General features: G+C 43.4%; 18 protein-coding genes and 1 rRNA gene (1 of these 19 cut by a window edge). 2 read left to right on the top strand and 17 right to left on the bottom strand.

Annotated features, from left to right (window positions below; translation table 11 throughout):
- Positions 1 to 1,219, bottom strand: a 16S ribosomal RNA gene (locus tag ACMX2I_RS21180); it reaches 331 nt to the left of the window's first position.
- A 416-nt stretch (positions 1,220 to 1,635) separates the two neighbouring features.
- On the opposite strand from ACMX2I_RS21180, the gene pdaB reads away from it, so the two are divergent.
- The gene (gene pdaB, locus ACMX2I_RS21185; protein WP_414958260.1) at positions 1,636 to 2,400 is read left to right on the top strand and encodes a polysaccharide deacetylase family sporulation protein PdaB; all 765 of its coding nucleotides are present in this window, start codon (positions 1,636 to 1,638) and stop codon (positions 2,398 to 2,400) included.
- On the opposite strand, the gene kbaA is transcribed toward pdaB, so the two are convergent.
- Positions 2,401 to 2,997 carry a KinB-signaling pathway activation protein gene (gene kbaA, locus ACMX2I_RS21190; RefSeq protein ID WP_253269137.1) on the bottom strand — a complete coding sequence of 199 codons (597 nt, stop codon included), beginning with the start codon at positions 2,995 to 2,997 and terminating at the stop codon, positions 2,401 to 2,403.
- A gap of 109 nt (positions 2,998 to 3,106) precedes the next feature.
- Here kbaA and gerD point away from each other — a divergent pair, with 109 nt between their 5' ends.
- Positions 3,107 to 3,664: a spore germination lipoprotein GerD gene (gene gerD, locus ACMX2I_RS21195; protein WP_087991713.1), complete on the top strand. Its 558-nt coding sequence runs from the start codon at positions 3,107 to 3,109 to the stop codon at positions 3,662 to 3,664.
- 36 nt (positions 3,665 to 3,700) lie between these two features.
- On the opposite strand, the gene salA is transcribed toward gerD, so the two are convergent.
- From salA to rpmJ, 15 genes are all read right to left on the bottom strand, one after another.
- Entirely contained in the window at positions 3,701 to 4,759 is a 1,059-nt protein-coding gene (salA, locus tag ACMX2I_RS21200; RefSeq protein WP_414958261.1) for an iron-sulfur carrier protein/transcriptional regulator SalA, read from the bottom strand.
- Between the two features lie 95 nt (positions 4,760 to 4,854).
- Positions 4,855 to 5,568 carry an N-acetylmuramoyl-L-alanine amidase CwlD gene (gene cwlD, locus ACMX2I_RS21205; RefSeq protein ID WP_414958262.1) on the bottom strand — a complete coding sequence of 238 codons (714 nt, stop codon included), beginning with the start codon at positions 5,566 to 5,568 and terminating at the stop codon, positions 4,855 to 4,857.
- 60 nt (positions 5,569 to 5,628) lie between these two features.
- Positions 5,629 to 6,072: a YbaK family protein gene (locus tag ACMX2I_RS21210; RefSeq protein ID WP_087991710.1), complete on the bottom strand. Its 444-nt coding sequence runs from the start codon at positions 6,070 to 6,072 to the stop codon at positions 5,629 to 5,631.
- A 196-nt stretch (positions 6,073 to 6,268) separates the two neighbouring features.
- On the bottom strand, positions 6,269 to 7,036 hold the full coding sequence (locus ACMX2I_RS21215; protein ID WP_253268772.1) for a class I SAM-dependent methyltransferase: 768 nt from the start codon (positions 7,034 to 7,036) through the stop codon (positions 6,269 to 6,271).
- Positions 7,037 to 7,536: 500 nt separating this feature from the next.
- Positions 7,537 to 7,929 carry a 30S ribosomal protein S9 gene (rpsI, locus tag ACMX2I_RS21220; RefSeq protein ID WP_003225846.1) on the bottom strand — a complete coding sequence of 131 codons (393 nt, stop codon included), beginning with the start codon at positions 7,927 to 7,929 and terminating at the stop codon, positions 7,537 to 7,539.
- Positions 7,930 to 7,949: 20 nt separating this feature from the next.
- Entirely contained in the window at positions 7,950 to 8,387 is a 438-nt protein-coding gene (gene rplM / locus ACMX2I_RS21225) for a 50S ribosomal protein L13 (protein WP_003225844.1), read from the bottom strand.
- 161 nt (positions 8,388 to 8,548) lie between these two features.
- On the bottom strand, positions 8,549 to 9,292 hold the full coding sequence (gene truA / locus ACMX2I_RS21230) for a tRNA pseudouridine(38-40) synthase TruA (protein ID WP_333519453.1): 744 nt from the start codon (positions 9,290 to 9,292) through the stop codon (positions 8,549 to 8,551).
- A gap of 10 nt (positions 9,293 to 9,302) precedes the next feature.
- On the bottom strand, positions 9,303 to 10,100 hold the full coding sequence (locus ACMX2I_RS21235) for an energy-coupling factor transporter transmembrane component T family protein (RefSeq protein WP_414958263.1): 798 nt from the start codon (positions 10,098 to 10,100) through the stop codon (positions 9,303 to 9,305).
- Positions 10,097 to 10,966 (bottom strand): energy-coupling factor ABC transporter ATP-binding protein, encoded by an 870-nt coding sequence (locus ACMX2I_RS21240; RefSeq protein ID WP_414958264.1) that lies wholly within the window; start codon positions 10,964 to 10,966, stop codon positions 10,097 to 10,099. Before ACMX2I_RS21240 ends, ACMX2I_RS21235 begins: the two co-directional genes overlap by 4 nt.
- Positions 10,942 to 11,787: an energy-coupling factor ABC transporter ATP-binding protein gene (locus ACMX2I_RS21245; RefSeq protein WP_414958265.1), complete on the bottom strand. Its 846-nt coding sequence runs from the start codon at positions 11,785 to 11,787 to the stop codon at positions 10,942 to 10,944. The genes ACMX2I_RS21240 and ACMX2I_RS21245 overlap by 25 nt, the downstream gene beginning before the upstream one ends.
- 131 nt (positions 11,788 to 11,918) lie before the next feature.
- Positions 11,919 to 12,281, bottom strand: coding sequence for a 50S ribosomal protein L17 (gene rplQ / locus ACMX2I_RS21250; protein ID WP_003225836.1), 363 nt, complete (start codon positions 12,279 to 12,281; stop codon positions 11,919 to 11,921).
- 76 nt (positions 12,282 to 12,357) lie between these two features.
- Positions 12,358 to 13,302, bottom strand: coding sequence for a DNA-directed RNA polymerase subunit alpha (locus tag ACMX2I_RS21255; RefSeq protein ID WP_087991698.1), 945 nt, complete (start codon positions 13,300 to 13,302; stop codon positions 12,358 to 12,360).
- Between the two features lie 176 nt (positions 13,303 to 13,478).
- Positions 13,479 to 13,874: a 30S ribosomal protein S11 gene (rpsK, locus tag ACMX2I_RS21260; RefSeq protein ID WP_010332782.1), complete on the bottom strand. Its 396-nt coding sequence runs from the start codon at positions 13,872 to 13,874 to the stop codon at positions 13,479 to 13,481.
- A gap of 20 nt (positions 13,875 to 13,894) precedes the next feature.
- On the bottom strand, positions 13,895 to 14,260 hold the full coding sequence (gene rpsM, locus ACMX2I_RS21265; protein ID WP_003156545.1) for a 30S ribosomal protein S13: 366 nt from the start codon (positions 14,258 to 14,260) through the stop codon (positions 13,895 to 13,897).
- 22 nt (positions 14,261 to 14,282) lie between these two features.
- Positions 14,283 to 14,396 (bottom strand): 50S ribosomal protein L36, encoded by a 114-nt coding sequence (gene rpmJ, locus ACMX2I_RS21270; protein WP_003156543.1) that lies wholly within the window; start codon positions 14,394 to 14,396, stop codon positions 14,283 to 14,285.
- Positions 14,397 to 14,416: the final 20 nt, after the last annotated feature.

Below are 14,416 nucleotides of genomic sequence, written 5' to 3' on the forward strand. Positions count from 1 at the left end.
AAGGGGCATGATGATTTGACGTCATCCCCACCTTCCTCCGGTTTGTCACCGGCAGTCACCTTAGAGTGCCCAACTGAATGCTGGCAACTAAGATCAAGGGTTGCGCTCGTTGCGGGACTTAACCCAACATCTCACGACACGAGCTGACGACAACCATGCACCACCTGTCACTCTGCCCCCGAAGGGGACGTCCTATCTCTAGGATTGTCAGAGGATGTCAAGACCTGGTAAGGTTCTTCGCGTTGCTTCGAATTAAACCACATGCTCCACCGCTTGTGCGGGCCCCCGTCAATTCCTTTGAGTTTCAGTCTTGCGACCGTACTCCCCAGGCGGAGTGCTTAATGCGTTAGCTGCAGCACTAAGGGGCGGAAACCCCCTAACACTTAGCACTCATCGTTTACGGCGTGGACTACCAGGGTATCTAATCCTGTTCGCTCCCCACGCTTTCGCTCCTCAGCGTCAGTTACAGACCAGAGAGTCGCCTTCGCCACTGGTGTTCCTCCACATCTCTACGCATTTCACCGCTACACGTGGAATTCCACTCTCCTCTTCTGCACTCAAGTTCCCCAGTTTCCAATGACCCTCCCCGGTTGAGCCGGGGGCTTTCACATCAGACTTAAGAAACCGCCTGCGAGCCCTTTACGCCCAATAATTCCGGACAACGCTTGCCACCTACGTATTACCGCGGCTGCTGGCACGTAGTTAGCCGTGGCTTTCTGGTTAGGTACCGTCAAGGTACCGCCCTATTCGAACGGTACTTGTTCTTCCCTAACAACAGAGCTTTACGATCCGAAAACCTTCATCACTCACGCGGCGTTGCTCCGTCAGACTTTCGTCCATTGCGGAAGATTCCCTACTGCTGCCTCCCGTAGGAGTCTGGGCCGTGTCTCAGTCCCAGTGTGGCCGATCACCCTCTCAGGTCGGCTACGCATCGTTGCCTTGGTGAGCCGTTACCTCACCAACTAGCTAATGCGCCGCGGGTCCATCTGTAAGTGGTAGCCGAAGCCACCTTTTATGTTTGAACCATGCGGTTCAAACAAGCATCCGGTATTAGCCCCGGTTTCCCGGAGTTATCCCAGTCTTACAGGCAGGTTACCCACGTGTTACTCACCCGTCCGCCGCTAACATCAGGGAGCAAGCTCCCATCTGTCCGCTCGACTTGCATGTATTAGGCACGCCGCCAGCGTTCGTCCTGAGCCAGGATCAAACTCTCCGATAAAATGGATCACAGGTTAAGTTCACCGCATCCTGCGGTGACACCTGCGTGACCTGCGTCGTGCAGGCCTAGTTTGACTGACTACGCACATCGCTGTGCGATTTATAAAAAAATGAATTAACAGGTACGTTTTGTCTTGTTTAGTTTTCAAAGATCATTACTGCCGCTTAACGAAGCAGCTTTATTACTATAACATTCAGCTTCTTTTAAGTCAATAACTTTTTTCAAAGCATTTAATGAAGCTTTTAATTGTTGTCAGCTGTTTATCAGCGACGAATAATAATATATCACGGATATTATCAAAAGGTCAACACCTAATTTAAGCTGTAAACAAAGATACATTTTATGGGTTATATTCAATCGGCCATGCTCATAAGATGTAATACAAGAACAATGGACAAGATAAGGAGGCTTCATCCGTGAATCACTTCTATGTGTGGCACATTAAACGAGTGAAACAATTTATCATTATACTTATCGCCGCATTTGCAGCAGCTAGCTTTTTTTATATCCAAAGAGCTGTCCCGCTTCCCGTGTTTTCAACTGACACCGGACCTAAAGCCATTTATAAAGGAGAAACAGATGCGAAAGAAGTTGCCCTTACTTTTGATATCAGCTGGGGTGATGAAAAAGCAGAACCTATACTCAATACTCTGAAGGCGAACGGGATTAAAAATGCGACGTTTTTTCTTTCCGCTTCTTGGGCTGAACGCCACCCCGACACAGTGGCGCGTATCGTGAAGGACGGCCATCAAATAGGGAGCATGGGCTACGCCTATAAAAACTATGCCAATTTAGAGAGCATCGAAATAAAAAAGGACATTAACCGTGCGCAAACTGCCTTTGAAAAGTTAGGGATCAAAGACATACAGCTATTAAGACCCCCTACCGGACAATTCAACAAGAATGTTCTAACGGTCGCAAAGCAATACAACTATACGGTCGTTCATTACAGCATAAACTCTCAGGATTGGACGAATCCCGGAGTTGAAAAAATCATCGATAATGTGACCCAGCAAGTTTCCGGAGGAGACATTGTTCTTTTACACGCCTCCGATTCGGCAAAACAAACAGAAGAAGCGCTGCCCGATATCATCCATCAGCTGAGAGAAAAAGGATTAAAAAATGTAACCGTAGGTGATCTCATTGCAAATTCTGATGCCAAATCCTCAGAGATAAAGTAATTACTTCGCTGCAAACTTTGGCAGCATCAGCAATTGGAAAGCATTACACGCCATTAACGGAAAAAGCATTAAATAAAGCCAGTCCTCATCATTTACTCTTAACGCAGGGAACCATTCTAATGCAGTAATCACAACCATTAAAAACAATGATGACACAAACGTTTTTTTAGGGGACTGCTTTTGCTTTATATATGCTGTTACCACCCCAAAGATCAGTAAAAATACCGGTAACCACGCATAGCCAGTCAGCGATTCTCCGCTCTCTCCAAAAAATAAAAACCGCACGTACATTAAATCAAAAGCAACAAACAAGATGAAAAACAACTGAAGCAAATTCCATAAAGATGAGGATCTTAATATCTCAAGTGCAAACCGGTGAACGGTTAAAAAAACGAAAAACCCCATTTGGCTGATTACACTAAAAATCATGCCTACTCCAACAAACCAAAATAACACAGAGAAAATCTGCCCCGCTTCGAAGGCAAGAAACAGCCCCTTATATCCTCCCCATTTTAAAGCAAAACCCACAATACCTGTGATAACCGCTCCGACAGCTAAATTAGAAAAGAAAAAACGAACCAAACCACGGCTTTTCATTTCTTTCATCCACCCCTCAAGAATCGCAAACCGCGATATTTTGTTATGTATAATTCTAAACAGATGAATCATATTAAAAGTAAGACAAGTATGTGAAAGGAGCTTAACCATGTCAAAAGCCAAAACGCTATTGATAAGCTGTTTTTTGTTATTATCTGTAACAGCTTGTGCTCCAAAAGACCAAGCAGCGGATATGGACTATGATCAGACTAAAAAAATGGTTGTTGATATATTAAAAACTGATGATGGAAAGAAAGCCATTAAGGAATTATTAAACGATGATGCGATGAATGAAGCGTTGGTGATTGACCAAGATGCGATTAAAGGAACGATAGAAAAAACACTCACCTCTAAAAAAGGAGAAGAATTTTGGAAAAACATCTTTGAAGACACTGATTTTGCCGAAGGTTTTGCGAAAACTCTTCAAAAAGAGCATGAAAAAGTGATAAAAAAACTGATGAAGGACCCGGATTATCAGAAGATGCTGATGGACGTTATGCAAGATCCAGGCATGAATAAAAAGTACAGCCAACTGGCAAAAAGCCAAGAATTCCGCAGTTACTTAGAAGAGGTTATTAATGAAACACTTTCTAGTCCGCTTTACAAAAAACAGTTCGAAGATGAACTGAAAAAAGCAGCAAAAGAAACCGCCAAAGAAAGTGAATAAAAGGAGAGCCGGGATATAGAATCCCGGTTCGCCTTTTTATACTTGCACTGACATTTTGTCAACTATTTTTTTTGCGATGTCCTGATATATTTCTCCTATAGGATGGCTTTTGTCATATACAGACGGAGCAAATTGATCCTTATCCCAATCGGGTTGTTTCAACGGGATTCTGCCAAGCAAAGGCACATTCAATTCCTCGGCTAGTTTATCTCCGCCGCCTTTTCCAAAGACGTATTCTCTTTCCCCTGTCTTTGCGCTTTCATAATAAGCCATGTTCTCTATAACACCAACAACTTCATGATCAGTTTTAATTGCCATAGAGCCTGCTCTAGCCGCTACAAAAGCAGCTGTAGGATGCGGCGTTGATACGATGATTTCTTTGCAGCTCGGAAGCATTGTATGTACATCGAGAGCAACGTCCCCTGTTCCAGGCGGAAGATCAAGAACAATATAGTCTACTTCTCCCCACTCTACTTCATGGAAAAAGTTGTTCAGCATTTTGCCTAGCATTGGCCCTCTCCATACGACCGGCGCATTTTCTTCTACGAAGAAGCCCATTGACATCACCTTTACCCCAAAGCGTTCAACAGGAAGAAGTTTCTCTCCTTCAATAGTCGGACGCACAGTGATGCCCATCATATCCGGCACACTGAAGCCATAAATATCCGCATCAATTAAACCGACCTTTTTCCCTAGACGAGCCAGAGCAATAGCAAGATTTACTGACACAGTCGACTTGCCTACGCCGCCTTTTCCGCTTGCTACAGCAAGAAAGACTGGCGGATTATCCATATTTAATAATGTTTTTTTCTCAGCTGACGGCGCCCGGAACTTAGCAACCGTTTCCTCAGGCAGCTCTTCAAATCGAAGGCCGACTGTCTCTGCGCCTGCCCCTTTTAAGACGTTTACGATCTCTTGCTGAATCTGCATTTGTTCTGCGGTTCCGGTTTTTGCAAGAGCGACTTTTACACTGACATGCCGTTTTTCAGGCTTTATTTTAATTTCTTTAACGGCATCCAATTCTCCCAGAGGTCTTTGAAGAAAAGGTTCGCGCATTTCACCGACTAGTTTTCTTACTTCATCTTCTCTTATCATCGAACCTCACCCTTTTGTGTATTCGTTTTCAAGCAATATTATATCATACATAATTGGCAGGTGTCCTATGCTTAGAACCATAAGAAAACCCTCCTTCACTCTGGAGGGTCTCCTTTTTCTGTGTAATATCGCATAATGCCTTTATATATGGAAGATGCCACCTTGTCCTGATATTTCGAATTCCCGAGCAGCTTTGCTTCACTTGGATTGGATAAAAACCCGACTTCTATAAGCGCTCCCGGTTTGGTGACGTTTTGCATTAAGTAGACACCATGAATCCGCTTTGCTTTCCGGGTTGTGTTTTCCAGGTTGCTTCTCAATTCATCCTGAATGTATTTCGCGACCTTCTCATTTTCTGCGTATTTTCCGAAATAAAAGCTTTGGGCTCCACTCCACTTTTGCGAAGGAATCGCATTGAGATGGATACTGATATAGAGTTCAGCCTCTGAATGGTTTATTAATTTGACCCGCTGTCTCAAATCTTCCGCTTTTCGTCTGCTATAGCCCTTCGTTCCTTCTGGAGCGAGATCGGTATCACTTTCTCTGGTCATAATGACAAGCGCCCCTTGTTCCTGAAGGTAGTCCCTGACTCTAAAGGCCACTTCCAGGGTTATATCCTTCTCTAACAGCTTTCCGCCGACTGCTCCGCCGTCAGGGCCGCCATGACCTGGGTCCAGATAAATAATTTTCCCGCTCAAGGGCAGACTCCACGGCTCCCATGAATCGTTATTGCTGAACTGATACTTAAATAGAAATAGTAATACGATGAAGCCTAGCAAAAAACCGAGCCATTTAAGCTTTCTCCTCATCCCTTCCCCTCCCGCTTGTCCGTTACTACTATAACTATGGGACAGGGCCGGGAAATATGATTATCGCATGCGAAGCTTACACTGTTTTTCTCTTTGGACAAACCCCTCTGTCCACCAGTCTTTAATGAACTTTCGTGCTGCTTCATAAACCGTATTTTTATCAAATGTTGCGTATTGCTCGTGTATCCAATTATAGAGATAATCAAAAAACTCCATACGCAGCTCTTCTTCTTCGCTTGCTGAGCGGGCACTGATGCTCTGCATGGATTCTCCGTAATAGCCGAATATCCCAAAACGCCCGCCTAACAAATAAGCTTCTATCGCAAAATCAATACAGCCTTCGCTGATAATATCTCTTTCATCATCTAAAAACGGGAATAATGGTTCCAAACAGTCCTTAACAGACAGAATAATTTGCCTCAGAGAGAGTTCTTTGAGCAAGTTTTTTTCTAATTCATAATCCTTTTGGCGTTTCACATCCATAAAAGACAGTACCTCTGCCATACAAATTCACTCTCCTTTTACCGGTTATTTTGAGGTTTGGATGGTGAAACCATGCCCGAATTCGGTTGGAAATTCGCCCAAATGAAGGTGCAGAGACCGGTAAAAAGAAGGGGATTTAGAAGCTTTCTACAGAGGATAGAACAAATGTTCTTTCTATAGCGTTATAAAAGCAGCCCCTCTAATAGGTTGCTGCTTTTCATACTTTCACACTTCTTGTTGCAGAATATGTATGAATATATTGGTCCAATACAAAACCGCCTTTATCTTCATAAAAGCCAGTGACGATAAAACCGGCATCAATTTGGCCCTTGATTTGGTCTTCTAAGGAATGGCCGAATTCCAGAGCTTCTTTATTTTCAATCAGTTTTTTCACTTTATGTTTTGGAAGATCTTCTGGGTCGGCATATGGAATAGAGTGTTTTACTTTTAAAATACCTTGCTGTTCTAATTCTACATCAAACAGAAATACGACAGGATTGACAAAACCCGAGATTAGAGCGCCGTTTTTTTTCAGCACACGGTGGGCTTCCTTCCAGACTGGGAGGACATTCTCAACAAAAACATTAGCAACAGGATGTACAATAATATCAAATGATTCATCCTGAAATTGACTGAGATCGTCCATGCTTCCTTTGACAGGATGTATCGCGAGACGATCGCGCTCAGCAACCATTCTATCCTGATCCAGCTGCTTTTCCGAGTTATCTAATACAGTGACATCCGCTCCTGCGGCTGCCAAAATCGGACCCTGCTGGCCGCCACCTGATGCTAAACAGAGAACTTTCAGCCCGTTGACAGGGGGAAACCAATCTCTCGGTACATCTTTCATTGGTGTCACCCTTATATCCCAATTTCCTTTTTTCGCTTGTTCGATGACATGCTGCTCGACAGCAACAGTCCATTCATTACCTGTTTCTACTTTTTGATCCCAAGCTTTGCTATTATGATCTACTAACGCATTCATGAATCGTTCTCCTTACTTTAATGTATAGAGTATAACAAATATTTCTAGATTGTTATCGCTTTCCCTTTGCATATTTAGAAAAAAGTTCATAGAAACGCAAAAAAACCACAAAGGAGATATGTGATTTACGTCAAAAGATTTACACTTATCTCATCAAATGATGTCATTAGTGAAGAACTAATATTCATCCGGACAGATGAAGAATCAGCTGTGAGATTGAACAGGTGGAAACCGGTTGTTAACATGAACTGGATTGGCGACATGACCATTAAAAACTTTGACCACCTTTCCAATCATCATTCAAGTAAATTAGCTGGTAAGGAAAGATACCATGATTATTACAACAGGGCTGTTTATAAGCAAGCAATTTGCTTAGACTTCATTAAGCGTTCATTTATTTATTTTTACTGAATGCGGGGGTGTGCCAAGAATTGCATATGGGCATTTTATGAAAATAAAAAAGCTCCCAACACAGGGTCGAGAGCTTTGAAAACGTAAAATTAACGTTTTGAGAACTGAGGTGCACGACGAGCGCCTTTAAGACCGTATTTTTTACGTTCTTTCATACGAGCGTCACGAGTCAGAAGACCAGCGCGTTTAAGTGTTGCACGGTATTCTGGATCTGCTTCAAGCAAAGCACGAGCGATACCATGACGGATTGCTCCAGCTTGACCAGATAAGCCGCCTCCATGTACGTTTACTAAAACATCATAAGTACCAGCTGTTTCAGTCAAAGTTAATGGTTGTTTGATATCTTCGATTAGAGCTGGAGATGGGATGTGCTCGCTGATTTCACGATTATTAACGACGATACGACCTTCTCCTGGAACTAAGCGCACACGCGCTACAGAGCTTTTACGACGGCCAGTACCGTAATATTGAACCTGTGCCAAATTGGTAACCTCCTTTTTAATTAACCGCGAAGTTCGTAAACTTCAGGTTTTTGTGCTTCATGTGGATGCTCAGAACCACGGTATACGTTCAATTTTTTGAACATTTGACGACCTAGAGAACCTTTTGGAAGCATGCCTTTGATAGCAAGCTCAAGCATTTTCTCAGGGTAGTTTGTACGCATTTCAAGAGCAGTTCTTGATTTTAATCCGCCTGGATGTTGAGTGTGACGGTAGTAGATTTTGTCCGTTAACTTTTTACCAGTTAACTCGATTTTTTCCGCGTTGATGATGATCACATGATCTCCAGTATCAACGTGCGGTGTGTAAGTCGGTTTGTGTTTTCCGCGAAGGATAGATGCAACTTCTGTAGAAAGACGTCCTAGAGTCTTGCCAGCAGCATCAACAACTAACCACTTGCGTTCAATAGTACTTGCGTTAGCCATAGGTGTTGTACGCATTGAATTTCCCTCCTAAATGATCTGTCATTTTCAATAAACTTCGATTACGTTCTATTTCACAACACAATAAGTTCCGGGGCTTATCGTGGGGTTGAAATACATACCATATGATATCTTATAACTTTATGCAGACTCTGTCAAGAAAATATTACACACCTGGTTTAGTTGTCATAGAAAACGTTCCATAAATATAGCCCGTGCCCCGGCGCTGTGCGCCCTGCCGCTTCGCGATCCTTCGCTTCCAGCATGGATTTCACATCATTGGGAGAAATTTTGCCAATACCTGCATCAAGCAAAGTACCCGCAATAATTCTGACCATATTATATAAGAAACCGCTGCCTGTGATCCGCATTTGCAGGCCGTCATCTGTCTCAGTCCAATCAAGTTCGTAAATCGTTCTTACCTTGTCCTGCACTTCTGTTTTAACCGCGCAAAAGCTCGTAAAATCATGCGTCCCTAAAAGATGCTTTGCCGCTTCTCTCATGTTCTGCACATTAAGGTGATATGAAAAATGGTAAGCGTAATGCCGTTTAAATACGTCCGGGTGTTTATCCGTGTATACAAAGTAGCGATATTCTTTTTTCACTGCGCTAAATCGTGCATGGAACCCATCATCCGCAATTTCTGCCTGTTTGACTGCGATATCGTCCGGAAGCAGTGCATTTAAGGCATACGGCCACCTCTCTGCCGGGATAGACAGCGGTGTATCAAAATGAATCACCTGTCCGGCTGCGTGAACCCCGCTGTCTGTTCTTCCTGACGATACGACCGGAATTCTTTCTTTCGACTTATGCAGGACAGCTAAAGCCTTCTCCAGTTCACTCTGAACCGTTCGTTTGCCCGGCTGAACCTGATAACCGTTAAACAAATGTCCGTCATAAGAAATCGTGCATTTCAGTCTCATACCCGCACCTCTAAGCTCTTAAGAAAAATAACAAAGCAGCCAATACCATCAAGCTGACAATGACAGAAGTATCTTTTCCTGTCCATACAAGCTTTCTATATTTCGTACGTCCCTCTCCGCTTTGATAGCCTCTTGCTTCCATTGCCACCGCAAGCTCCTCGGCACGTTTGAATGCACTGACGAAGAGAGGGACAAGAAGCGGGACAATAGCCTTTACTCTGTCTTTGACAGGGCCGCTTGTAAAATCAACGCCCCGCGCCATCTGAGCCTTCAGGATCTTATCTGTCTCCTCCATCAAGGTCGGGATAAACCGCAAAGAAATTGACATCATAAGAGCCAGCTCGTGCACAGGAAGCTTTACTTTTTTTAATGGATTCAGCAGCTGTTCCATTCCATCGGTAATCTCAATCGGAGTAGTCGTTAGTGTTAATAAGGTTGTGATTAAAATCAGATAGACGAATCTTAGAGAAATGAATATCCCTTGAACCAAACCGCCCTCATAGACTTTGAAAACACCTAATTGAAAGATAACCGGTCCTTCGTGTGTCATTAAAATGTGAAGAAGGAACGTGAAAAGGACAATCCAGATAATAGGCTTTAACCCTTTCAGTAAAAAAGAGAAAGGAACTCTTGTTAAAGAAACGACGCCCACTGTAAATAATCCAAGCAGTGCATATGTCTGTACATTATTGGCTAAGAATACGATACAAACAAATAAAAAGATCGTAATGAGTTTTGTTCTGGGGTCAAGCCGGTGCACAAGTGAAGAGCCCGGTACATACTTGCCGATAATCATGCTGTCTATCATAAGGTTTTCTCCCCATGAAAGAGAGTACGGATTTCAGCAGCGGCATCTTCAATCGTGAGCATAGGCTCTTTAAATTTGACGCCAAGTGCAGCTTCCAGCTGTCTTTGGAATTTGATCGTTTCCGGAAGATCCAGCCCCCAGCCAGCCATCTCTTCACCTTTTAAAAACAGATCACGCGGACTGCCTGAAGCTTGTATCGTTCCTTTATGCATGACAATCATTTCATCAGCGTATGCAGCTGCATCCTCCATGCTGTGAGTCACAAGGATCGTCGTCAGGTTTCCCCGTTGATGAAGCTCATAAAACATGTCCATTATCTCTTTTCGACCTCTTGGATCCAATCCAGCAGTCGGTTCATCCAAAACAAGCACTTCAGGATCCATTGCAAGTACGCCGGCAATTGCAACTCTGCGCATTTGTCCCCCGCTTAATTCAAAAGGCGATCTGTCCAGAAGCTCTTCTGATAAACCTACAAGCTTCAGCATCTCTCTCGCTCTTTGTTCAGCAGCCTCTTTTTTCACACCAAAATTCATTGGTCCGAACGAAATATCTTTGAGAACTGTTTCTTCGAATAATTGATGTTCAGGAAATTGGAAAACGATTCCGACTTTTTTGCGAAGGGCTTTCAGCTCTTTATTCTTTTTCCCTGCCTGAATGACAGTGCTGTCTAGTGATATCTGTCCCTTCGTCGGCTTCAGAAGACCATTCAGGTGCTGAAGAAGAGTGGACTTGCCAGAGCCTGTATGCCCGATAACGGCTACGTAGCTTCCTTCGTTAATCGATGCATTGATGTCATACAGTGCAAGGCGCTCAAACGGCGTCTTCATCTGATAGCGATGCTCTACATCTTTGATTGTAATGTCCATAGCTCTTTCACCAGCCCTTCCTGAGTCAAATGATTTTCTTCCAGTGCCAGTCCATTTTCACGTAATAGCTGGCTAAGCTGGAATGAGAAGGGTAAATCAAGCCCGATTCGAACAAGTTCCTTATTCAATTTAAAAATCTCTTCAGGCGTCCCTTCGGCATGTTTCTTACCGCCATTCATGACAATGATTCGATCTGCTTTTGCCGCCTCATTCAAATCATGTGTGATGGAAATGACAGTTGCCATGCCCTTTTCCTTTAAGTGTCTTACCGTTTCAAGCACTTCTTCTCGCCCAATCGGGTCAAGCATAGATGTTGCTTCATCTAAGATAATAATATCAGGACGTGCGGCAATAACTCCCGCAATCGCAACTCTCTGCTTTTGGCCTCCGGAGAGATGGTGCGGCTCTTGATCGAGAAAATCTTGCATATTCACCTGTTTTACTGCCCAGTCTACTCTCTCAATCATTTCTTCCCGCGGTACACCATTGTTTTCTAAACCAAAAGCCACATCATCGCGAACCGTCGTTCCGACAAATTGGTTATCCGGATTTTGAAAGACCATACCAATCTTCTTACGCACTTCCCAAACCGATTCCTCTGTCAATTGAATCCCGGCAACCTTGATATCACCTGATTCAGGAAGGATTAAACCATTCAAAGTCCGGGCCAGTGTTGATTTTCCTGAACCGTTATGACCTACAATAGCAAGCCATTCACCCTCATACACCTGCAGGGAGACGCCGTCTAGTGCCCGCCTTTCTGCGTCTTTCCGATATCGAAATACGATATCCTCTACCGATATCAACTGATTTTGATTCATGGAAAACCGGCCTCCTCTCAGCTAACGCTCTGCTATTCTCTCTATATAAAAAGTTGCAGTATCTAAAAAAAGGGCATAGATCCAGTTAGAAACTGTCCCGCCCTTCTTTAGATACACAAAAATATGTGATATTAAACCAATTCGATAATTGCCATTGGTGCTCCGTCACCACGGCGAGGACCAAGCTTCATAATACGTGTGTATCCGCCTTGGCGCTCCTCGTAACGAGTTGCAATGTCAGAGAATAATTTTTGAAGTGCATCTTGGTTATTTTCTTCGTTAGCAACCTCGTTGCGGATGTATGCAGCAGCTTGACGGCGAGCGTGAAGATCACCGCGTTTGCCAAGCGTGATCATTTTTTCAACTACAGAGCGAAGTTCTTTCGCACGTGTTTCAGTTGTTTCGATTCTTTCGTTGATGATCAAATCAGTTGTAAGATCACGAAGCATAGCTTTACGCTGTGCACTCGTACGTCCTAGTTTTCTGTATGACATGTGATGTCCCCTCCTTTATTGGAATGCTGTTTCTGATAATAAACACACGAAAATCCTAGTTCGCATAGGAAACTAGTCAATCGTCTTTGCGAAGTCCGAGTCCAAGTTCTTCTAGTTTCGCTTTCACTTCTTCAAGTGATTTGCGTCCTAAATTACGAACTTTCATCATATCTTCTTCCGTCTTGTTCGCAAGCTCTTGAACCGTGTTAATACCCGCACGCTTTAAGCAGTTGTAAGAACGAACAGAAAGATCTAATTCTTCAATTGTCATTTCAAGAACTTTCTCTTTTTGATCTTCTTCTTTTTCAACCATGATTTCAGCATGTTGAGCTTCGTCAGTTAAACCAACGAATATATTAAGGTGTTCAGTTAAAATCTTTGAACCAAGCGCAATGGCTTCTTTCGGTCCAGTGCTTCCATCAGTCCAAACATCAAGTGTAAGTTTATCATAGTTTGCAACTTGGCCTACACGAGTGTTCTCTACCTGATAAGATACACGAGAAACTGGTGTAAAGATAGAATCGATCGGAATCACGCCGATTGGCTGATCGTCTCTCTTGTTTGCGTCAGCAGGCGTATACCCACGTCCTCTTTGAGCAGTAAGGCGAACTCGGAAACTCGCATTCTCACCAAGAGTCGCGATATGAAGATCTGGATTTAAAATCTCTACATCACTATCGTGTGTAATATCTGCTGCCGTTACAGTTCCTTCACCCTGTACATCAATTTCTAACGTCTTCTCTTCATCAGAGTAGATTTTCAATGCAAGCTTTTTAATGTGTAAGATAATCGTTGTAACATCTTCCACAACGCCTTCAATTGTCGAGAATTCGTGCAGTACACCATCTATCTGGATTGATGTTACAGCGGCACCAGGGAGTGAGGATAAGAGGATACGACGTAAGGAGTTACCCAGAGTTGTACCATATCCACGCTCAAGTGGCTCTACGACAAACTTACCAAATTTGGCATCGTCGCTGATTTCAACCGTTTCGATTTTTGGTTTTTCAATCTCGATCATTACTTAAAACCCTCCTTCAAAACGTCGAAACCTCGAATAGAATCATATGAGATTCCATCCGAAATTCCCCATTGTTTAGTCCCGTATGTGCTCAGGCAACGAGTCGGTGCATTCGTTTCATAAATAACTGTATCATAACCCATTATTGACAGGGACACAAAATCTATACAAACAAATTACACGCGGCGACGTTTTGGTGGACGGCATCCGTTATGAGGAACAGGAGTTACGTCTCTGATAGCAGTGACTTCTAGTCCAGCAGCTTGAAGTGCACGAATTGCAGCTTCACGGCCTGAACCAGGGCCTTTAACAGTAACCTCAAGAGTTTTAAGACCATGTTCGATTGAACCTTTAGCAGCTGTTTCTGCAGCCATTTGCGCAGCAAAAGGAGTAGATTTACGAGAACCTCTGAATCCTAGAGCTCCGGCACTAGACCAAGAAAGTGCATTACCATGAGTGTCAGTGATCGTAACGATCGTGTTATTGAAAGTTGAGCGAATATGAGCAATTCCAGACTCAATATTCTTTTTCACGCGACGTTTACGCGTGTTAGATTTACGAGCAGCAGCCATTGTTTAGGTACCTCCCTTACTTATTTTTTCTTGTTAGCTACAGTACGACGCGGACCTTTACGAGTACGCGCATTGTTTTTAGAGTTTTGTCCGCGAACAGGCAAACCTCTGCGATGGCGGATTCCGCGGTAGCTTCCGATTTCGATCAGACGCTTAATGTTAAGAGAAACTTCACGGCGAAGGTCACCTTCTACTTTCAGTTTATCAATAACATCACGGATTTTACCAAGTTCTTCTTCAGTAAGATCACGCACACGAGTATCTTCTGAAACACCAGCCTCTTTCAAGACTTGTTGAGCCGTTGTGCGGCCAATTCCGAAGACATACGTTAAAGAAATAACAACACGTTTGTCACGTGGGATATCTACACCAGCAATACGAGCCATTCTCTGGGCACCTCCTTATAAATTATCCTTGTTTTTGTTTATGCTTTGGATTTTCACAGATCACCATTACTTTTCCTTTTCTGCGAATAACTTTACATTTTTCGCAGATTGGTTTAACTGATGGTCTCACTTTCATGTGTTTCCAACCTCCTTCAG

This window comes from Bacillus sp. SW14 (assembly GCF_047608225.1).
Lineage (GTDB): Bacteria > Bacillota > Bacilli > Bacillales > Bacillaceae > Bacillus > Bacillus subtilis_G.